This is a genomic window from Stenotrophomonas rhizophila (assembly GCF_020857975.1).
Taxonomy (GTDB): Bacteria; Pseudomonadota; Gammaproteobacteria; order Xanthomonadales; family Xanthomonadaceae; genus Stenotrophomonas; species Stenotrophomonas rhizophila_C.
This window is the reverse complement of the sequence record NZ_JACWUO010000001.1, coordinates 299,471-320,452: the sequence shown is the minus strand read 5'-3', so window position 1 is coordinate 320,452 and position 20,982 is coordinate 299,471. Positions and strand designations below refer to the sequence as shown.

General features: G+C 66.3%; 10 protein-coding genes. 9 read left to right on the top strand and 1 reads right to left on the bottom strand.

Annotated features, from left to right (window positions below; genetic code table 11):
* The first annotated feature begins 5 nt into the window (after positions 1 to 5).
* The gene (locus IC535_RS01395) at positions 6 to 1,214 is read left to right on the top strand and encodes a DUF4785 family protein (protein WP_228884775.1); all 1,209 of its coding nucleotides are present in this window, start codon (positions 6 to 8) and stop codon (positions 1,212 to 1,214) included.
* A gap of 43 nt (positions 1,215 to 1,257) precedes the next feature.
* Here the strand turns inward: IC535_RS01395 and IC535_RS01390 are convergent, their stop codons facing one another.
* Positions 1,258 to 2,088 (bottom strand): ABC transporter ATP-binding protein, encoded by an 831-nt coding sequence (locus IC535_RS01390; protein WP_228884774.1) that lies wholly within the window; start codon positions 2,086 to 2,088, stop codon positions 1,258 to 1,260.
* A gap of 150 nt (positions 2,089 to 2,238) precedes the next feature.
* Here IC535_RS01390 and IC535_RS01385 point away from each other — a divergent pair, with 150 nt between their 5' ends.
* The 8 genes from IC535_RS01385 (at position 2,239) to IC535_RS01350 (ending at position 20,574) form a co-directional block, all read left to right on the top strand.
* Positions 2,239 to 3,441, top strand: coding sequence for a DesA family fatty acid desaturase (locus IC535_RS01385; RefSeq protein WP_228884773.1), 1,203 nt, complete (start codon positions 2,239 to 2,241; stop codon positions 3,439 to 3,441).
* Between the two features lie 63 nt (positions 3,442 to 3,504).
* Positions 3,505 to 3,816, top strand: a complete 312-nt coding sequence (locus IC535_RS01380) for an EF-hand domain-containing protein (protein ID WP_228884898.1) — start codon at positions 3,505 to 3,507, stop codon at positions 3,814 to 3,816.
* Positions 3,817 to 4,162: 346 nt separating this feature from the next.
* A complete protein-coding gene (locus tag IC535_RS01375; RefSeq protein ID WP_228884772.1) occupies positions 4,163 to 5,887 on the top strand; it encodes a ShlB/FhaC/HecB family hemolysin secretion/activation protein in 1,725 nt (574 codons plus the stop codon).
* A gap of 92 nt (positions 5,888 to 5,979) precedes the next feature.
* On the top strand, positions 5,980 to 17,586 hold the full coding sequence (locus tag IC535_RS01370; RefSeq protein ID WP_228884771.1) for a hemagglutinin repeat-containing protein: 11,607 nt from the start codon (positions 5,980 to 5,982) through the stop codon (positions 17,584 to 17,586).
* 2 nt (positions 17,587 to 17,588) lie between these two features.
* Complete coding sequence (locus IC535_RS01365) at positions 17,589 to 18,110, top strand: hypothetical protein (RefSeq protein WP_228884770.1); 522 nt, start codon at positions 17,589 to 17,591, stop codon at positions 18,108 to 18,110.
* Between the two features lie 322 nt (positions 18,111 to 18,432).
* Positions 18,433 to 19,164 (top strand): hypothetical protein, encoded by a 732-nt coding sequence (locus IC535_RS01360; RefSeq protein WP_228884769.1) that lies wholly within the window; start codon positions 18,433 to 18,435, stop codon positions 19,162 to 19,164.
* A gap of 377 nt (positions 19,165 to 19,541) precedes the next feature.
* A complete protein-coding gene (locus IC535_RS01355; protein WP_228884768.1) occupies positions 19,542 to 20,294 on the top strand; it encodes a hypothetical protein in 753 nt (250 codons plus the stop codon).
* 130 nt (positions 20,295 to 20,424) lie between these two features.
* Positions 20,425 to 20,574 (top strand): hypothetical protein, encoded by a 150-nt coding sequence (locus IC535_RS01350; protein ID WP_228884767.1) that lies wholly within the window; start codon positions 20,425 to 20,427, stop codon positions 20,572 to 20,574.
* Positions 20,575 to 20,982: the final 408 nt, after the last annotated feature.

Genomic DNA, 20,982 nt, shown 5'->3' with positions numbered 1-20,982 from the left:
ACGCCATGACTTCAAGACTGACGATTGCGCTGGCCGTGGCCACGGCCGTGACTGCGCTGCCGCTGCAGGCCGCGCAGCCATTGCTGTCGGCCCGTGCCACCGACCAGGTGGCGCCGCGGGTGGAACGCGCGCCGCTGCCGGCCACGCCGAGTGAACGGGCCCCGTTGAGTTTCGCCTGGGCGCTGGACCCGGCCCAGGCCCTGGCGGCCCCGGCCCCGCAGGCGGCCATCAGCCGCAGCTACTGGGACACCGTGGACGCGGCCACCCTGCAGCGCGGCATGGACCTGCCGCTGACCGCCCCCGATGCGGTGATCCAGGTCAGCCCGGTGCAGGGCGCCCGGCCGCTGGCCCCGCAACAATGGCAGGTACGCGACCCGGCCGGTGCGCTGGCGGTGGACAAGGTGGTGGACGCCCAGCAGCTGCGCGCGGCCGGCATGACGGTCGGGCCGGGCACGGCGATGGTGCGTACCGGCGCGGCGGCAACGGCCGGCACCTACCGGCTGCAAAGCGCGCAGGCGCAGGGCCGCTACGTGGTGCAGGTGCTGGAGCCCAACAGCCCGATCGCATTGCGGCTGCAGGCCGACCGCCAGCAGGTACTGGCCGGTGGCAGCGTGGTGCTGCAGGCCCGCCTGCAGGACGACGGCGGCCGCGCGGCGCTGGCGGCGGGCCGATCGGTGGCGCGTGCGTTGCCGGCCGGCGGCGAGGCGCTGCTGGTGGCCCCGGACGGCCGCAGCTGGCCGGTACCGCTGGTGGCCGGCAAGGACGGGTTGCGCGCGCAGGTGACCATTCCCAACGATGTCGGCACGGTGCAGGGTCTGTGGGAACTGCAGGCCTTCGTCAGTGCCAACGGCGTGCAGCGCGATGCCAAGGTGGCCTTCGCGGTGGCCCGGCCGACCGCCCGCCTGGGCGGCCAGGCCGAGGTCGATGCGGCCAGCCGCACGGTCCGCCTGCCGCTGCAGATCGGTGCGGCCGGGCGTTATGAAGTGCGTGGCACGCTGTATGCCACCGGCCCGGACGGCCGGCTGCGGCCGGTGGCCCAGGCGCACAGCGCGGCATGGTTCGACCGTGCCGGCGCCGGTGAACTGCCGCTGCGGTTCGCCGGCGTAGCACTGCCGCGCGGCTATGCCGCACCGTTCGAACTGCGCGACCTGCAACTGCAGGACCAGAGCCGGATGGCGCCGATCGAATCGCGTGCGCTGGCGCTGACGTTCTGAGCCAGGCAGGGGCGGAGGCATGGCCTCCGTCCCTGCGCTTCGCCTACCCGGCGAAGGCGCTCAGGCGCCCATCCTGCTCCACCACCTGGATCGGCCCGCCGAACACCTCCGACAGCGGCCCATCGCGCAGCAGCTCGGCGCGGCTGCCGTCGGCGACGATCTTGCCGGCGCGCAGCAGCACCACCCGCTCGATCTCCGGAATGATCTCCTCGATGTGGTGGGTGACCAGCACCAGGGTGATGCCCTGGGCGGCCAGCGCGCGCATGGTGGCGATCAGGTGCTGGCGCGCGACCAGGTCCAGCCCGGTGGAGGGTTCGTCCAGCAGCAGTGCCTGTGGGCGGTTGACCAGGGCGCGGGCGATCAGCACGCGGCGGGTCTCGCCGGCCGACAGCTCGGCATAGCCGCGCGACAGCAGCGGCAGGGCGCCGGTCATGGCCAGGGTTTCACGCACCCGCGCGCGCATGTCCGCGGTCACTTCGCGGAAGGCCGGCACCACGAAGCTGGCGAAGAAACCCGACAGCACCGCCTCTTCCACGGTCAGCCCGGGCATGTCGGCCAGGTTGCTGCTGAGGTCGCCGGTAACGATGCCCAGCTGCGCGCGCAGCCGGTCCACCTGCCAGCGGTTCTGCCCGAGCACGCGCACCGCCACGCTGCCGTCGGCATGCGCCAGCGGGTACAGCTCGCGGGTGATCAGCTTGATGAAGGAGGATTTGCCGCAGCCGTTGGGGCCCAGCAGCGCGGTGTGCTGGCCCTGGGCGATACGCAGGCTGAGGTTGTGAAGGACCCGGACCTGGCCGCGGACGACGCAGGCGCGGTCGAGCTCGATCAGGGGAGCGGTGGCGGCCGTGGCCGGCAGGGAGGCGGCAACTGTCATGAATGCGATGGCATGCTCACGAAGGGGGGAATCAACTGAACGACCCGGCAAAAATCGCATCAGATGGGTGAAGTTTGCAACGTCAGGCCTCATCATGGGCCCCAGGTGTTCCTGTTTCCTTGCTGGCCGACCACGGCCCGGAGTCCTGCGATGTTCGATACGCTCCTCAACTTCCTGTCCGGCGGTGTTGTCGGCCTCGGCTGGTGGGGCATGGCGCTGGTGCTGCTGGTGTTCACCCAGGCCACCATCTTCGCCGTCACCTTGTACCTGCATCGCAGCCAGGCACACCGCGGGGTGGATTTCCATCCGGTGATCGCGCACTTCTTCCGCTTCTGGACCTGGCTGACCACCTCGATGATCACCAAGGAGTGGGTGGCGATCCATCGCAAGCACCACGCCAAGGTGGAAACCGACGAAGACCCGCACAGCCCGGTCACCAAGGGCATCGGCATGGTGTTCTGGCGCGGCGTGGAACTGTACCGCGAAGCCCGCGCGATGCGCGCGGACATCGAGCAGTACGGCCGCGGCGCCCCGGACGACTGGATCGAGCGGCACCTGTACACCCCGCACGCCAACCTCGGCCCGGTCGCGCTGCTGGCCATCAACAGCGTGCTGTTCGGCCTGCCCGGCGTGGCCCTGTGGGCGATCCAGATGGCGTGGATCCCGTTCTGGGCGGCCGGTGTCATCAATGGCCTGGGCCACTGGTGGGGCTACCGCAACTTCGAGTCGGCCGACACCTCCACCAACCTGACCCCGTGGGCGTTCTGGGTGGGAGGTGAAGAACTGCACAACAACCACCACGCCTTCCCGAGTTCGGCGCGGTTCTCGATGCGCCGCTGGGAGTTCGACATCGGCTGGGCCGCCATCCGCGGCCTGCAGGCGCTGCGCCTGGCCAAGGTGCTGCGCGTGGCGCCGAGCATGGACGTGCGCCCGAACATCGCCGTGCCCGATGCCGAAACCCTCAAGGCGTTGCTGTCGCACCGCTTCCAGGCGATGACCGACTACCAGCGCAATGTGTTCGTGCCGGCCCTGCGCGAAGAGGCCGCGATGGCCGGCGCCAAGCTGCGCAAGCTGCTGCCGCGGCGGATGCGCCGTGGCCTGGTCAACGACGGCCGCTGGCTCCAGCCCGATTGCCGCGCCCAGCTCAGCACCTGGGTGGAACAGCGCCCGCGCATCCGCGTGCTGGTCGAACACCGCGCGCGCCTGGCCGCGCTGCTGGAGGCCCGCGGCAACGATGCCGCCGAACGCCTGAAGCTGCTCCAGGCCTGGTGCCACGAGGCCGAAGCCAGCGGCATCGCCGCGCTGCAGGCCTACGCTGCACGCCTCAAGGGCTACGCACTGACGGCGCACTGAGCGGTGCGCCGGCAAGCGGCCAACGCCTCCGGAAAACGCCGCCTTGCGCGGCGTTTTTCCTGCCTGGTCCTGCTGCTCGTCGGCACTGTCGCGCAGGCCCAGGTGGCCGACACCGGCAGCTACCTGCAGCGCATGGACAGCGACGGCGATGGCCGGGTCAGCGTGGAGGAATACCTGCAGTGGATGCTGTACGCGTTCGAGCGCATGGACCGTAATGGCGATGGCGTGCTCAGCGCCGATGAACTGCCCGGCGGCAAGGGCCCGGCGATCACCCGCGAACAGCAGCGGCAGACCCTGACCCAGCGGTTCCACAAGCAGGATGCCAACGGCGATGGGTATCTGAGCGCGAAGGAACTGGCGGCACCGCCGCGCTGAGGCGACGCGTGGACGGTGGCGCCAGTCGCCGGGTTTTCACAAATTTTTAACTTTTCTAAAGTGCCTTCAGAAAGAAATTGATCTGCCGATAAGGGAAGGCAGGCGATGACCGCTGGGCGCCTTTGCGTGCCCGTGGATGTCGTTTGAAACAGGGAACTGACCGGACGGGCACACCATCGTGCTGCCCACCCGGCGGTTGAAATATCACGGTCCCGGCCGCCAAGGCGGTTGATCGGGTCGTATTGCAAGCTCGGCATGGACGCCACGATGGACCGTGGCAAGTACCAGTAAGGGATGCGGTACACCCGATGGCCAGGAAGGCCGGGGCTCTGGACGGGCGGGTTGAATGGACGCAGTAGTAGCCGTAGTGCCGTGGCGCCTGTTGGGTGGTGCAGTGATCGCCGTAGGTACATGCCTGGCAGGCCCGGGTAGCGCGTGGGCCCAGCAGGGCCAGCCGACGCTTGCCGATCAGCAGGAACTGCGCGATCGCGCCGAGCGTGAAGCCCGCGAGCGCGCCGAACGGCAAGCCATCCCTGAAGTTGCGGGCCCTGCCGCGCTGACCGCGGCCGACCACCGTTCCACCGACCTGCCCGACGAATCGCCGTGCTTCGTCATCAATGCCATCGTGCTCGACGGCGCGCACCGCGACCGGTTCGGCTTTGCCCAACGCTACCTGGACCAGTACCGGGGACGCTGCATTGGCCAGGAAGGAATTGCCCTCATGGTGCGCCGGGCCTCGGACCTGGTCCTGGCCAAGGGCTATGTCACCACCCGCATCGGCCTGCCCGAGCAGAACCTGGGTGCCGGCACCCTGCGCCTGCAGCTGGTAGCGGGCACCATCGGCCAGATCCGTTTCGCCGATGACCTTCCCCGCCACGCCATGTGGAAAAGCGCGTTCCCGGCGCGCCCCGGCGAGGTACTCAACCTGCGCGCGCTGGAACAAGGCCTGGAGCAGCTCAAGCGGGTGCCTTCCCAGGACGTGGAGATGGAACTGGTACCGGGCACGCAGCCGGGCCAGTCGGATGTAGTGATCACCCTGAAGGCTGCGCGGCGCTGGCGCGGCGCGTTGTCGCTGGACGACGGTGGCAGCGAAGGCACCGGCAGGCAGCAGGCCGGGGCCACCGCGTGGGCCGACAACCTGCTGGGCATCAATGACCTGCTGAGCGTGGGCATCAACAGCGACGGCAGCGCCGAGCGCGGCAAGGGCACCCACGGCTACAACGCCTCGTGGAGCGCGCCGCTAGGCAACTGGCGGTTCTCCACCAGCACCTACGGCTCGCGCTATGCGCAGATCATCCGCGGCACCAATGAAGACTTCAGCAGCACCGGCCGCTCGCGCAGCCTGGACCTGACCGTGGAGCGTCTGCTGGCGCGCGGCCAGAGCTATCGCACCGCCATGGAAATGCGCCTGGCCCAGCGCCACTCGCGCAGCTTCGTCGAAGGCGTCGAACTGCGTGGCCAGCGCCGCCGGACCACCTCGGCCGAACTGGCCCTGCTGCATCGCCAGTACCTGGGCAGCCTGCAGGCCGACCTGCGCCTGGCCCACCGACGCGGCCTGCCGTGGCTGGGCGGCGATGACGACGCCGCTGGACGCGATGACCAGGCGCCCACCTTCGGCTACGGCATCACCACGCTCGATATCGGCATCGGCGCGCCGGTGTTGCAGGGGCCGCGGCCGATCTACTGGAACAGCGCGCTGCGCTACCAGTGGAGCTCCGACCCGCTGTACGGCTCGGAGTTCATCAGCATCGGCGGCCGCTACACCGTCAACGGTTTCGACGGCGAAGTGATGCTGGGCGGTACGACCGGCGGCTACTGGCGCAACAGCCTCGCCTTCAGCCTGCATCGTCGTTTCTCGCCTTACCTGGGCGTGGACGTGGGCCATATCGCCAGCAATGCCGTGCAGGGCATCGCGGGTGGCGACATGGTCGGTGCCCACATAGGCGCACGCGGCCAGGCGCTCAGCCTGGACTGGGACGCCTTTGTCGGTTTTCCGCTGGACGCGCCACGTGCGATCCGCGCGCAGCGCGAAGCGCGGGTAGTCGGGTTCCGGCTCGCAACACAGTTCTGACCGGCTGCACCACCGTAGTGCAGCGGGCGGCCTTGATGCCCGCTGAAAACCACGTACCACGCCCCACACATGCCACACATGGATGACCTGTCATGAAGACCCGCCGCGTTGACGCCCGTCGCACTGTTGCCCGCCCGATCTCCGGCTCCCGCTGGCGGATCGGCCTCCTGGCCGCGGTTGTGACCGCTGTTTTCGGCGGGCCCTTCAGTTTGTTCGCGCAGGTGCAGCCGCAGGCCGGCAGCCAGGCCCGTCAGGAGCCGGCGGCCAATGGCGTGCCGGTGGTGCAGATCGCCGCACCCAACGCCGCCGGTGTGTCGCACAACCAATACGACCAGTACAACGTCGGGCGGCAGGGCCAGGTCCTCAACAACAGCGCGGCCACCACCCAGACCCAGCTGGCCGGCTACATCCAGGGCAACGCCAACCTGCAGCCGGCGCAATCGGCGCGCCTGATCCTCAACGAAGTGACGTCCAGCAACCGTTCGCTGCTGCAGGGCCATGTGGAAGTGGCCGGCGCGGCCGCGCAGGTGATCATCGCCAACCCGAACGGCATCACCTGCGACGGCTGCGGCTTCATCAACACCACCCGTGGCGTACTCACCACCGGCACGCCGCTGTTCGGCGGCGATGGCAGCCTGTCGGCCTTCCAGGTGGGCCGCGGCAGCATCCGCATCGAAGGCGCGGGCCTGGATGCGGACAACCTGCAGCGCATCGACCTGCTGGCGCGCGCGGTGGAAATCAATGCCGGGCTGTGGGCCAGGGAGGCCAACGTGGTGGTGGGGGCCAACCACATCGACTATGAAAGCCTGGCCGCGCGCGCGATCCAGGGCGATGGCGCCACCACCGGCTTCGGCCTGGACGTGGCCGCGCTCGGCGGCATGTATGCCGGCAAGATCCGCCTGGTGGGGACCGAAGCCGGCGTCGGCGTGCGCAGCGATGGCGCGCTGGTCGCAACAAGCGGCGACTTCGTGCTCACCAGCAATGGCGACGTCCAGCTGACCGGGCGTACCGCCGCCGCAGGCAACCTCGTCGTGGAAAGCGCCGGAACCCTCGCCGGCAGCGGGACGACCCAGGCCGGCGCGGACCTGCGGCTGACCGGCCGCGACGTACGGCTGGCCGGCACCACTTATGCCGCAGGTACGCTGGATGCGCGCGCCTCCGGCAACCTGGATGCATCGGGCAATGTGCTGGCCGGGCGCCTGCAGCTGGGCGCCGACGGCAACCTGCGCCTGGCCGGCCAGGTGGAAAGCCGCGGCGACATCGCGCTGCGCGCCGGCGGGCAGTTGGAGAACGCCGCGCAGGTGATCGCCGCCAACGAGCTGCAGGCGCGCGCGGCGCGCATCGTCCAGCAGCAGGGCGCACGTCTGGCGGCGCAGGGTGCGCTGCAACTGCAGGCCGATGGCCATATCGACAATGCCGGCGTGGCGATCGGCGGCACCGGCACCCGCATCGAGGCAGGCAGCCTTGCCAACCGGGGACAGCTCTACAGCCAGCGCGATACCGCACTGGTGGTGGCGGGCCGGATCGACAACAGCGGGCTGGTCGGCGCCGCGCAGAACCTGGCGGTGAACGCCGGTGAGCTGCAGCAGGCCGCTTCGGCAGAGCTCTCGGCCGGAAATGACGTCGCCCTGGAGGTCGGCGGCGAGCTGGTCAACGCCGGCCAGCTGATCGCCGAGCGCAGCCTGAGCGTACGGGCAGACCACCTGGCCAACACCGGCACCACCGCTGCCCGCGATACCCGCCTGACCGTCGGTGCACTCGACAACCGCGGCGTCGTACTGGGTTCGGACACGCTGGATATCGACGCATCGCGCCGCATCGACAATGGCGCTGCCGCGCGCCTGCGCGCAGGCCAGGCGATCAACCTGCATGCCGCGCAGCTGGACAATGCCGGTGAGATCATCAGTGATGGCGATCTGCGCATCCGTGCCGATGACATCGTCAACCGGCAGCGCCTGGAAGCGGCGCAGCAGCTGCGGCTCGAGGCGCGCACCCTCACCCAGAGCCGCGATGGCCTGGCACTGGCCCGCCAGCTGGACGTCACCGCCACCGGCCAGCTCGACAACGCCGGCCGCCTGCACGCCACCGGGCGCATGGCGCTCGATGCGCAGGCCCTGGACAATACCGGCACGGTCTACAGCGCCAGCGAACTGCGACTGGACAGCAGCGGCACGCTGCGCAATGCCGGCATCATCGCCAGCGACGCGACGGTCCGGCTGCGCGCACAGGCGCTGCAGAACCTGGCCAACGGCGACATTTCCAGCGCCGACCTGCTCGACATCGAGGTGCTGCAGGCGGCCAGCAACGCCGGCAACCTGTACGCGCAACGCGCGCTGGCGCTGCGCGCCACGCAGTTCGACAACCGCGGCGCGGTGTACAGCGCCGGCCGTGCCGAGCTGGCCGCCGCCGGCTCGCTCACCAACCAGGGCAGCCTGGTCTCCGTGCAGTCGCTGGACGTACAGGCCGGTTCGCTGGACAGCAGCGGCGACCTGGGCAGCGAGCAGGCCGACGTCGGTCTGGGCACCAGCGGTGACCTGACCCTCACCGGCAAGACCATTGCCGCCGGGCAGCTCAGTGCCCAGGCCGGTGGTACGTTGCGCCAGAGCGGCAAGGCCTACGCCGCGACCGGCGTGACCCTGCGCGCCGAGCGCGACCTGCAGCTGGCCGGCAACCTGGACAGCAGCGCGGGCATCACCCTGCAGGCCGGCCAGGCACTGACCAGCGATGGCGACGTGTATGCCGCCGGCGGCGTCATGGCAGAGGCCGGTACGGTGCTGCGCAATAGCGGCAGCGTCCAGGCCGCCAACATTGCGCTGCAGGGCGGCAGCGTGGAGAACCGTGGCCGGCTGTTGGCCAGCGGCAACGTTACCGTCACCGCTGACGCGGTGGACAACAGTGGCCAGATCGTGGGCGGCCTGGCCGCCAACGGTGCGCTGGGCAGCAGCGGCGAGGTGACGCTGACCGCCCGCAACCTGCTGCTGCAGTCCGGCAAGGTGCACGCCGGCCAGCGCGTGGCCCTGCAGGGGAGCGGGCTGGACCTGCGCAACGGCCTGGCGTGGTCGGGTGGCGAACTGGTGGCGCGCGCCACCGCCGGCATGCTCGACAACCGCAACGGCACGCTCGTTGCCACCGGCACCCTGCAGCTTGAGAGCAGCGGCGAACTGGTCAACCAGGGCGGCTCGCTGCAGGCCGCGCGCCTTGGCCTTGTGGCCGCCGCGCTGGACAACCGCGCCGGTGAGCTGATCCAGACCGGTAACGACGCGTTGACGCTGGCCTTCAGCGGTGCGCTGCGCAACGACGGCGGCCGCATCGCCGCCAATGCCACCGACCTCACCGTGGACGTGGCGGCGCTCTACAACGACGCCGGCCGCATCGAGCACGCCGGCACCGGCGCCGCGACCGTGCGCGCGGGCCAGCTGGGCAATACCAACGTCGGCCTGATCGTCGGCAATGGCGTCCTGGTGGTCGACGTCGCCGATGGCCTGACCAATACCAATGGCAGCCAGATCAGTGCCGGGCGCGGCGCGGATATCCGCGCACGCCGGATCACCAACAACGGCGGCCGCATCGACGCCGTCGGCAACCTGCAGCTGCGCGCCACCGAGGCCCTGCAGAACCTCGCCGGCACTGTGGCCCAGCGCCAGGCCGGCACCCTGCAGATCCAGGCGGCCAGCGTGGACAACCGCACCGGCCTGATCGGCGCCGAGGGCAGTGCCGGCGTCACCACGGCCAGCCTGGGCAACCAGGGCGGCAACCTGTATGCCAGGCAGAACCTGACCCTGGATATCAACGGTGACCTGCGCAATGCCGGCGGCCTGCTGTACGCAGGCGGCCAGCTGCAGCTCGACACCGACGGCGTGCTCGACAACCAGGGTGGCAGCATCGAAGCCTATGCCGCCGCCGGCATCATGGCCGGCTCGGTCGACAACCGCAGCGGACGCCTGGTGGTGGATGGCAGCAACACCCTGACCGTCAGCACCGGCGGTGCGCTGGACAACAGCGACGGCGTGCTCGGCAGCACCCAAGGCAACATCGCGCTCACCGCCGGCAACATCACCAACCAGCGCGGCAAGCTGGTCGCCGGCCAGAATGCCGTGCTGCAGACCGCCCAGCTGGACAACCGCAGCGGCCGCATCCATGCCGGCGCCGACCTGATCCTGGACAACGCGTCGGCCACCGTACTCAACGGCGGCGGCGAACTCTCCGCCGGCAACCTGTTCACCCTGCGCGCGGCCAGCCTGGACAACAGCGGTGGCCGCCTGGTCACCCGCAGCAGCCGCCTGTACCTGGGCGCGCTGGGCAATAGCAATGGCGAAATCAGCGCCTACCAGCAACTGTGGGCGCAGCTGCAGGCCTTCCAGGGCAACGGCCGCCTGTTCGGCGGCGCCGAACTGGAACTGCACCTGGCCGGTGACTACCTGCACCAGGCCGGCCAGCAGCTGCAGAGCAACGGTCGCCTGGCGCTGAACGTTGCCGGCACGCTGACCAACCAGGGCCGCATTGAAACCAGCGGCGCGCTGGAGCTGCGCGCCAACCAGATCAACAATACCGCCGCAGGCAGCATCAGTGCCGGCAACGGCGCAGGCACCGCCAGCGCGACACTCGCCGCCAACCAGGGCATCGACAACCTCGGCCGCATCGACGGCGACCGCGTGCAGGCCGACAGCGCCTGGACCACCAATACCGGCACGCTGATGGGCGACCAGGTCACGCTGACCGCCGGCACCGTCACCAACGGACGCGAACTGGGCAGCACCGTGCCCGTGCGCGATTACAACGAAGGCCTGATCGCCACCACCGGTACCTTGGCCATCAACGCGGACGCCTTCCACAATCTCGACGGCGAGCTGTACAGCATCGGCGACATCCGCATCGGCGGGCGCTGGGGTGGCAATGCGCAGCAGATCGTCAACCGCTCCGGCCGCATCCAGGCCGAGCGCGACCTGGTGCTGCTGGCGCTGGGCGTGCGCAATGAGCGGCGTGTGCTGCAGTACGAACAGAAGACCTACACCGCCGCGGACCAGGCGGGCGATCCGGACGCCGGGCGGTTCGGTGGCGGCGGCACTCCCTACGAGATCTACCAGCGCTACTGCGGCAGCAGTTCACAGTCGCCGTGCTTTATCTGGCGCGACCACGGCGTCACCAACACCGACACCGTGCTGGAAGGCACGCGCGTCACCGCCGCCAGCGCGGCCAGCCAGTTCCTGTCCGGCCGCGACATGCTGATCGGCGGCGGCAGCGTGGACAACATTTACTCCGCCATCGCGGCGGGCACCAACCTGACCATCAATGGTCGCGGTTCGTCCAGCAGCGACAACCCTGCCGACTGGGCGGGCGTGGTCAACAACGTGGGCCTGACCGCGACCAAGACCATCCAGCGCGTCTCCGAATATGAAGTGGAATACCAGACCTGCCGGAGCGGGCTGACCTGCCAGGAAGAGCCGCGCTGGGCCAGGGGCGTACTGGGTACCACCACGGTCACCAAGGAAGTCGCGCTGCCGGGCGGCAACACCAGCATCACCGCCGGCCGCAACGTCACCATCGAAGCGCGCGACGTCAACAACACCGTGGTCGGTACCGGCAACGGCGGCGCAGCGGCGGACGTCGGGGGTTGGAACGGGGTGGGCGCCTATGTGCCCAACCTCGGCAACGGCAGCCAGGCCGGCGCGGCCACCGGCAGCGCCGGCGCACCGGATCCGGTGACCGGCATCGCCACCGGCCCGGCCACCGGCACCGTCGGCGGCAACGGCCAGGGCCCGAAGGTCGGCGCGCCGGCACCGGGCATCAGCGGCGCGGTCAAGCCGCCGCAGGTGGTGGGCACCGCGCAGAACCCGTTGCCCGGCCTGCTGCCGCCGAACAGCGGTCTGTATACCGTGGAACCGGGCAACCAGCGCTGGCTGGTGGAAACCGATCCGCGCTTTGCCAACTACGGCCAGTGGCTGGGCTCGGACTACATGTTCGACAAGCTCAACCTCAACCCGGATCAGCGCCTCAAGCGCCTGGGCGACGATTTCTACGAACAGCGCCTGGTGCTGGAACAGATCACCGGCCTGACCGGCCGCAAATACCTCGATGCCGACCTCGACAACGGCATGGACCAGTACCGCAGCATGATGGACGGCGGCGTGGCCGAAGCCGGCCGCCTGCAGCTCACCGTGGGCATCGCCCTGTCGGCCGAGCAGATGGCCGCGCTGGACGAGGACATCGTGTGGATGGTGGCCCAGGACGTGGGCGGCCAGCAGGTGCTGGTGCCGGTGGTGTACCTGAGCCAGGCCACCGCCGACCGCCTGCAGCTGGGCGGCGCGGCGATCGCCGGTGAAAGCGTGGATATCCGCGCAAACAACGTCAACAACCAGGGCATGATCAGCGCCGACAGCCGCCTGTCGATCGACGCCGGCAGCCTGCTCAATGATCGCGGCGCGATGAGCTCCGGCGGCAGCCTGCGGGTGTCGGCGGTTGAAGACATCATCAACAGGGACGGCCTGATCCAGGGCGGCAGCATCAGCCTGGTGGCCGGCCGCGACCTGCAGAGCGTGGCCAGCCTGGGCGTGGCCCGGATCGAATCCACCGGTGGCCTGGAGCTGGTCGCCGGCCGCGACCTGTCACTGGTCGGCGCGCAGACCAGCGCCAAGGGCAATGCCGCCCTGCAGGCCGGGCGCGACCTCAACCTGACCACGCAGCAGAGCGGCGCTTCCGGGCAGAGCTTCAACCGCACCACGCTGGATGTGGGCGGCAGCCTCGGCCTGCAGGCCGGCAACGACCTTACGCTGACCGCCGTACAGGTGAAGGCCGGCAACGGCCTCAGCGCCGTGGCCGGCAACGACATCAACCTCAACGTGCTCGGCACCGAGCAGAGCAGCCGCTACGGGAATACCAACAGCACCCGCCAGACCCTCCAGACCAGTGGCCTGGAAGCGGGCGGCAGCATGGCGCTGCAGGCCGGCCAGGACGTCAACCTCAATGCGGCCAGCCTGACCGCCGGCAACGCGCTGGCCGTGGTGGCCGGGCGCGACCTCAACGTGGGCGAGGTCACCACCACCGACACCAGCTCGACCGATATCCGCCGCAAACGCTATTCCCAGCAGACTGAAACGCTGGACCAGACCGTTCACGGCAGCACGATCAAGGCCGGCGGCGACATCGCCTTGATCGCCGGCCAGGACGCAACGCTCACCGCCGCCGGCGTGTACAGCGACGGCGGCACCGTTGCCGTGTCCGCCGGGCGCGACGTGGTGCTGGCTACTGCCGATGAAGACCACACCTTCGAGCAGGACACCTGGAGCAAGAAAAAGAAGACCTTCTCCAGCACGACCACCACCACGCGCGAAACTTCTTCGGACACCTACGCGGTGGGCACCACGCTCAGCGGCGAAGGCGTGCAGATCGCCGCGGGTCGCGACATCAGCGCTACCGGCGTGCAGATCGGCGCCACCGGCGACGTGCTGCTGGCCGCCGACCGCAATATCACCGTGGAGGCGGCCACCGAGCACCACAGCGAATCGTTCGACCAGAGCAGGAAAAAGTCGGGCGTGTTCGGTGGCGGCGGCGCCAGCGGTTTCGGCGGCATCGGCATCACCGCCGGCAGCCAGAAGGGCAGCACGTCCACCTCGTTGGAGCAGACCACCCGCTCGGGCAGCATGATCGGCAGCCTGGAAGGCAACGTCAGCATGATCGCCGGTGGCGACGTCACCGTGAGCGGCAGCGACGTGCTGGCCGGCCGCGCGGCCGACGACGTGCTGGGCCTGGGCGGCAACATCGCCATCCAGGGCAGGAACGTCACCCTCAACCCGGCCGAGGCAACCGAGCATTACCAGGCCAGCCAGAGCCGCCGCCGCAGCGGCCTGTCCGCCACGCTTACCGGCACGCCCGTCGACACCCTGCGCAACCTGCAGCAGGTCAGCAACGGCTCGGGCAGCAGCGCGGACAAGGCCGGTGGCTACATCAAGGAACTGGGCGCGGCCGCGCTGACCCTGCCCGGCATCAACGTGGGTTACGGCAGCAGCAAGAGCCAGGGCAGCGTCGCGGTGGACACCACCACGCAGCGCGGCAGCAGCCTCAACGCCGCCGGCAACGTCAGCATCCGTGCAACCGAGGGCGACATCACCGTGGTCGGCAGCTCGATCGCCGCCGGCGGCACCGCCACGCTCGATGCACAACGCCACGTGATGCTGCTCACCAGCACCGACACCCGGTCCAACGACCAGAGCGGTAGTTCCAGCACCAAACAGTACGGCGCCAGCTCGATCTCGCCCGGAGACATGATCCGCCACGTCCAGGGCGGGCCGAACAGCAGCGGCGTGCGCACCTCGCCGTACAACAGCGACAACAGCGATGGCAGCAGCAGCCAGCAGGTGATCGGCCAGACCGGCAGCAGCATCAATGCCGACCGGATCAACCTGGTCAGCCGCGAAGGCGACATCACCCTGCAAGGTGCGCAGGTAGCCGCCGAAAACGCGCTCAACGTACTGGCGCAGAAGGGCGGCATCGAACTGCTGCCCGGTGAGATCACCCGGACCTGGCAGGAGACCCAGCGCAGCAAGCAGATCGGCGACCTCGGTGGCGACGGCTATACCGGCAGCACCGGTGTGCGCAACGAGCTGCACGACGTCAACGGTCGCCAGTCCGAGCAGAACAGCGTCCGTACCAGCCTGACCAGCAACAAGGGCGACATCAGCCTGGTGGCCAAGGAAGACCTGGTCGCCCGCGGTGCGGATATCGCCGCCGGCAACGACGTCACCCTGGTCGGCCGCAATGTCGTCCTGGATGCGGCGACCGACACCCTGACCCAGGCCGAGCGCCACCGGGTCAGCCAGGCCGGGGGCACCATCGCCCTGTCCGGCTACGGCGTGCAGGCCGTGCAGGCGGCCGAAGCGGTGCAGCGTGCGTCCGAGGCGGGCGATGACCGCATGGCAGCGCTGTATGGCGCGCAGGCCGGCTACGCCGTCAAGGACGCCATGCAGGGCACCGGCGCCGCGGTGAAGGTCACCGCCAGCGTGGGCAGCAGCAGCGCCTCCAGCAGCGGCACCCTGCACCAGTCCATCGAGCAGGGCAGCACGGTCTCGGCCGGGCGCAACGTCACCGTCGTTGCCACCGGCGACGGCACCACCGGTGCCGATGGCTACGCGACGAACGGCGACATCACCCTGCGCGGTGCGCAGATCAGCGCCGGCAACAACGCCAGCTTCGACGCTGCGCGCGACATCAACCTCCTGTCCAGCCAGAGCAGCAACCAGCAGGACGGCACCAGCAAGAGCGGCAGCGGCAGCGTGGGCGTGGGCTTCGGCCTGGGCGGCTCGCAGAACGGTTTCACCATTGAATTGGCCGCCTCTGCCGCACGCGGTGAGATGCAGGGCAATGGCACCACCCACCAGGCCACCCAGGTGGAGGCGGGCAACCAGCTGTCGCTGACCAGCGGCCGCGACACCACCCTGCAGGGCGCCCAGGCGATGGGCGACGCCGTGCTGGCCGCCATCGGCCGCGACCTCACGCTGACCAGCAGCCAGGACCGCCAGTTCTACGACCAGAAGGACCAGACCGGCGGCTTCGGCGTCTCGCTGTGCATTCCGCCACTGTGCTTCGGTGCCAGCAGCGGCAGCGTCAGCTACGGCCAGACCGACATCAACAACAACTACAACAGCACCACCCAGCAGACCGGCATTGCTGCCGGCGGCGGCGGCTATCAGATCAACGTCGGCAACCACACCCAGCTGGACGGCGCGGTCATCGCCAGTACCGCCGATCCGTCGAAGAACCTGCTGTCCACCGAGAGCCTGGCTGTTACCGATCTGTCCAACCAAGCCAACTACAGCGGTACGAGCTTCGGTGGGTCGGCCGGTTTCAGCGGTTCGATCGGCGATCAGAGCAATGGGGGGGCCAACCCCGGTGCACCCACCGGGACCCAATGGAACCGGCCTGGCGCCAGCCCCAGCCTGGGGGTTCCGCAGGGCGATTCGGCCACCAGCGTCACCCGCAGCGATATCTCCGCTGGCACGGTGGTGGTTCGCAACGGCGATACCTCCGCGCTGGATGGATTGGAACGGATCGCGACCGAACTACAGAACGAGGGTTTGGCAAACAAGTTCGATGCGGAAGCAATCAACCGCAACTTGGAGGCAGGCAGGATCGCTGGGGAGATAGGGTTCCGCGCGGCGGGAGATATTGCTGCGGCCAACGGTTGGGAGGAGGGCAGCGCTGAGCGAACGGCTCTTCACGGAGTTGTAGGTGCTGCTATGGCTGCCCTCGGCGGGGGCAATGCCCTCGACGGACTCAGCGGCGCCGTTGCAAACCAGTTGGCATTCAAGGCCATGTACTCGTACCTGACGGAGAACATGGGACTGGACCCGACGAGCCCCTTGTTTGCCTCATTGATGGAGGCTGGCAGCTTTGCCACTGGTACGGCGGTTGGCGGCCAGACCGGCGGTGCAGTCGCTTCAAGCGCTACGCAGAACAACTGGCTGAAACACTACGAGGCTGAGCAGCTTGAAGAGGCGGCCAAGGCATGCAGTCAGGCTAATCAGCAAGCATGCGCTTTGGCTGAAGAGCTCCGTGGTCTAAGCGCATCGCGCGATGCGGAGTACGCTGCATATGCGGCAAAGGTAAGGGCGGAGGCGAAAGAGAAAGGAATCACGCTTTCCCTAGAGGAGTTTGACCGTCAGACCGCAGGCTACTGGGCGAGTTACGACATGCTGGGCCGTGATGCTGCATATCCCGGCGCCGTGTTCAGCCGCACATATCCAACGGCTGGGCAGGGCCTTATCGACTCCCTGAAGTTGCAAGGGCAGCTGCTGAAGCTTGCGAACAAGTACGCTCCTTTCCCGATTTTCGCGGACACCACGCCGGTTGGAATCGGCATTCTTGAAAGCGCGGGCGAAACATACGGTTCATGGATCAGTGGCAACAACTACTTCACTGGGGAGTCGTTGGATCCGAACCAGCAGCGTGACGGGATGCTTCTCAGCCTAGTAGGCCTCTTCATGCCCGGCGGCGTGCTTGGCGCCGGTTCCAAGGGAACCATCGAGAACACCGTACGAAACGAAATTCGACATGAATTGAAAGAAGAAGTCGTTCAGAACGCCGCAAATACCCTCCGTCTCGCGAAGCCGGAGTTCAATGTTCCACAAGGGTACACTGTAAAAGTGGAAGCGGATGGGATCGCTACAGTCACCGGGCCACAAGGCGGCGTCTACAAATCCACCGGCCATTACGATTCGCTTGGTCGTCAGGTCTACAGCGACTCCAGCGGCAAGTACTACACGTTGGAGGATGGTCGGAAAGCTACCCTTTCTCCAAATCAGAACGTCGGCAAAGACAATGCAACCAAGGGGCAACAGACAGACGCCGACTACGGAAGGGATCTGGAGGGGACTGGTGCCAGACCTCAGGTAGCCTTCAAGGATGGTAAGGAGGTGTCGCCGAATACGCCCGGTAGCGTGCGCCCGGACTACTGTATCGATGGGGTGTGCAGTATTGAGGTCAAGAACTACAATCTAACGCTGAATACCTCTGGGCTCATCCGCGACATTTCCCGGCAGGCAATCGAAAGAGTGAAACACTTGCCGGAGGGCATGCAGCAGCTCTTGGTGATTGATATACGGGGTCAGGCAGTACCAGTTGAGCAACAAGCTGCGATCCGCGAGGCGATCTTTGCCAATTCAAAAGGCGCGATCAAACGCGAATCCATTCAATTCATGAAGGAGTAGAAATGAGCAAGGTTGGATTCAATGGCGGGAGCACACTGTTCAACCTGGGATGCGCGCAGGCCGTCGCCGCCTTCTTTTCCCTGATTCGCGCATACACGAAGCCATTTCCTGACAGGGATTGGAGCCTAGTTACGGACCGGCTTTATCGGCGATATGTCCGCCAGGAAGACGTTGCACTTACCAGAGAACTACTGATCGAAGTCAGCGAGCTGTTCTCTAAGATCAACTCAACTGAGCTCCATTCTTTTTTTGATGTGGACGCCCTCGCCTGTGGTGGTCTTGATCTGGAGGCGTCTACTCTAGATAAGACGTTCGCGAGGTATTTCGAGGCGGCCTTCGAGTGCATGCATTCCGCCGAGGTGAATTTCGCGAAATTCAGCTTGGATGCCGTCAATCCATACAGTTACGAGCCACTTCTGATTATTCGCAGCCAGCTGCCAGCCTTCATGATTGATAAGCAGATTCCATTGTCAGCATACGACGAACTGGATGGGGATCCGTTTTGGCTCAAGTCGAATCGATAAAGATTCACTGTTTCGAGAGTTCATGCACCTGCAGTGGTGATGTGAAGCAGGGGGTTGCCGAGGCTCGTGGTCCGACCAAGCTCAAGGTCATGACGGACTATTGTGCGTTCACTATCCGGGACAATGAGTTCTCGACCGACTACATGGATCTCCTGTTATTGCCACTGGCGCTTGGACTGATCGTCGATCTACAGCGATGGTTGGACTTCTGCAATTCCATCCTTAATTGGGAGGATCCGCATGAGAGGTGCTGGATTGCGGAAAGAGAGCAAGCCTTCAATAAGGAAGGCAGGGCGCTTACAGAGTGTTTATGAGAAGTTACGTGAAAATAGCGATCCGGACGAGCACTGACTCGACCGAGCTTACTCGCGGGCAAGCGATGATTGCCATTCTTTCACGCCACGGACTAGCGCCTGAGCAGGTGTCATTCAATCCTGACAGGTTCAAGGAAGAATACGATGGCGAGGCTGCCTTGGAAAAATGGTGGGCCGCTATGGCCACCGTCAGGTCTCGTGGCAGGACATATGAATCACCGATGTCCTTCGCTTGGCGAAGGAAGAAGGTCGTCAAGTCAAGCGGTTATGTTACGCATAGGGTTTTGAATGATGCTGGCGAGTTGGTACCCGCGGATGTTGGTGTCACTGCGCAGTGGGACAGTCGCGTCGATTGGCGGTCTGTCTTTCGAGAGCTAATCAACATCTTTCCCCCACAGATCGCGATGCTTCACCTTTTCACAAGTTCGGAGCTTGGAAGACGTGGCCCCTGGTCATCCTTTGAGATCGGCTCTTTTGGAGCGGCTCTCGATCCCCAGCCCCCCAACCTTGCTTGGTCAATGTTCTTCGGGGAGAAGTTTTCGAAAGAGGGTAACCGTGATCAGATTCGAGATGCCGGATTCAAGGTTGATGAGCTCCTTGATGGATATCTGATTGAGTTGACCGGTGAGCTTGGAGATGTAGGCAAGGACTTTGAGAATTTTTCGACCAGAAGAGCCATGCTCAAAAGCTTGTACAGGCCCGGCATGTTTAGGATAGACGAAGAGCCCAGTGGGGGCTGACGCCCGCGCAACATGATGTGCGGCTGGCGGAACGGCGAGATGAAATGATGACCCATGGGTTCGAGGGCGAGCAGCGCGCCATTGATGAGTTCGTCGGCTCCATGGTCTGCATGGAGCGACTTGGTTATGCATATCGCGAGGGAGCAAGGTCGTGCGCGCATCGATGCTGAGGGTCGAGATCTGTCTCCCAACCTGCGCATGACCGGCGATGGAAGCCGCATCTACACCGCGCGAAACGCGTTGTGCTAGGCCTACCCTGTCCGGTTACGGCGATAGCACTAATCGGACTGTGTCAAAGGCGCTCAAGGAGCTGTCGAGAACACTGGAGGCAAGATCCACCGTTACGATCCAAAGACTGGAGTTCTTACGGAGTTCGAATGAGAAAGTTCGTTGTAATAGCCATCCGCTCTCGCGCGGAAACAACTAATCTGGCACAGGGTAGGGCGTTGATCTCTGCCCTTGCCGCTGAAGGCATGGCTCCTCAACAGGTGTCTCACAGTTCCGATCGATTCGCAGAGAGCTTTGATGGAGAGGCAAGCATCGCCGCGCACTGGGCGGAGATGGCAACCATCAGCGCACGAGGGCGCACATACCAATCGCCCCGGAGATTCGCATGGCGGAGAAGGACGGTAGTCAAGTCAAGCGGATACGTGCGGCACGGCATCGTCAACGATGCTGGAACGCAGGTGCCTGCGGCGATTGTCATCACTGCTCCCTGGAACAAGTCAGTCGCATGGGAGCGCTTGTTCCGCTCCATTCTGACGTTGTTCCCGGCGCAACTTGCCATGCTCCACCTTTTCACGGCACCGGAAAGCGTGAAGAGTGCGGCTTGGGCGTCGTTTGAGGCTGGATCGTTAGGGGCATCTCTATCGCCCCAGCTTCCCAATCTTGCCTGGGCTACCTACTTCGGCGACGAGTTCGCCATCGAGGGCAACCGGGAGGAGCTCCGGGACGCAGGGTACAGGGTGGACGATTTCGCCAACGGTTATATGGTGAAGGTCACTGATGATCTACAAGATCTGGAAACGAACTTCGCAGGATTCTCGCTTCGTCGAGCAAAGCTGAAGGCGATGTATAGAAAAGGCCTTTTCCGCATCGAAGAAGAGCCTGCGCTTGACGGCTCAATGTAGAAGGTGCCTGCCGAATCGCCTCCAGCGTGCGCATGGGAGCTGACGGAAGTGACCCACCCCCTGAAAACCGGTGCAGCATAAAGTGGACATCTCGCCCATATAGACTGCCGTGGCAAGGAGGATTCTCGCGATGAACAGGTCACGATCTACCGAAGCGCAGATCGCCTACGCGCTCAAGCAGGTCGAGCTGGGAAGAGCGGTCGGTGAGATCGATGCAGCCGGCGGAAAGGTCTACTCGGCCCTGGCAGAGCGACTTCCAATCGTGGCGCACGACCAGTAGCGCGGCTATTCTGACTTCTTGACTCCGACCACGGACGGATCAATAGCAGCAGGGCAAAGCGCGCAGCGTTGCATCTGTCCCAAAGCAATTACCACCGTTCTAGGCATGACAAGCGAACATAGCGATCTCGAGAAGGCACTGGGCGGGCGACTCACTCGGAAGGGGGAGCGCGATATCCCCGGTCTCAGCCCCAGGGAGGGGCTTGAGATCGTCTACTACCAGGATGAGGGAAGAACTACAGCGCGAAAGCTGTTCTGGATGCTGTTGGACGGCGTACGCACGCCCAGCGCTAAGAGCGGAGGGCTGATGTCAGACCCGTGTACCATCGTTGTGCCCGATGGAAGGTTGTTCCGTGCGGCCTCGTATCACGGCGACGTTGATGGTTGGCGAGACGATATTGTTAGCAGT

Bases quoted from the DNA above. Each gene is read 5' to 3' on its own strand.
- IC535_RS01395 (WP_228884775.1), top strand. From the start codon at position 6: ATGACTTCAAGACTGACGATTGCGCTGGCCGTGGCCACGGCCGTGACT.
- IC535_RS01385 (WP_228884773.1), top strand. From the start codon at position 2,239: ATGTTCGATACGCTCCTCAACTTCCTGTCCGGCGGTGTTGTCGGCCTC.
- IC535_RS01390 (WP_228884774.1), bottom strand. From the start codon at position 2,088: ATGACAGTTGCCGCCTCCCTGCCGGCCACGGCCGCCACCGCTCCCCTG.
- IC535_RS01350 (WP_228884767.1), top strand. From the start codon at position 20,425: ATGAACAGGTCACGATCTACCGAAGCGCAGATCGCCTACGCGCTCAAG.
- IC535_RS01370 (WP_228884771.1), top strand. From the start codon at position 5,980: ATGAAGACCCGCCGCGTTGACGCCCGTCGCACTGTTGCCCGCCCGATC.
- IC535_RS01365 (WP_228884770.1), top strand. From the start codon at position 17,589: ATGAGCAAGGTTGGATTCAATGGCGGGAGCACACTGTTCAACCTGGGA.
- IC535_RS01375 (WP_228884772.1), top strand. From the start codon at position 4,163: ATGGACGCAGTAGTAGCCGTAGTGCCGTGGCGCCTGTTGGGTGGTGCA.
- IC535_RS01355 (WP_228884768.1), top strand. From the start codon at position 19,542: ATGAGAAAGTTCGTTGTAATAGCCATCCGCTCTCGCGCGGAAACAACT.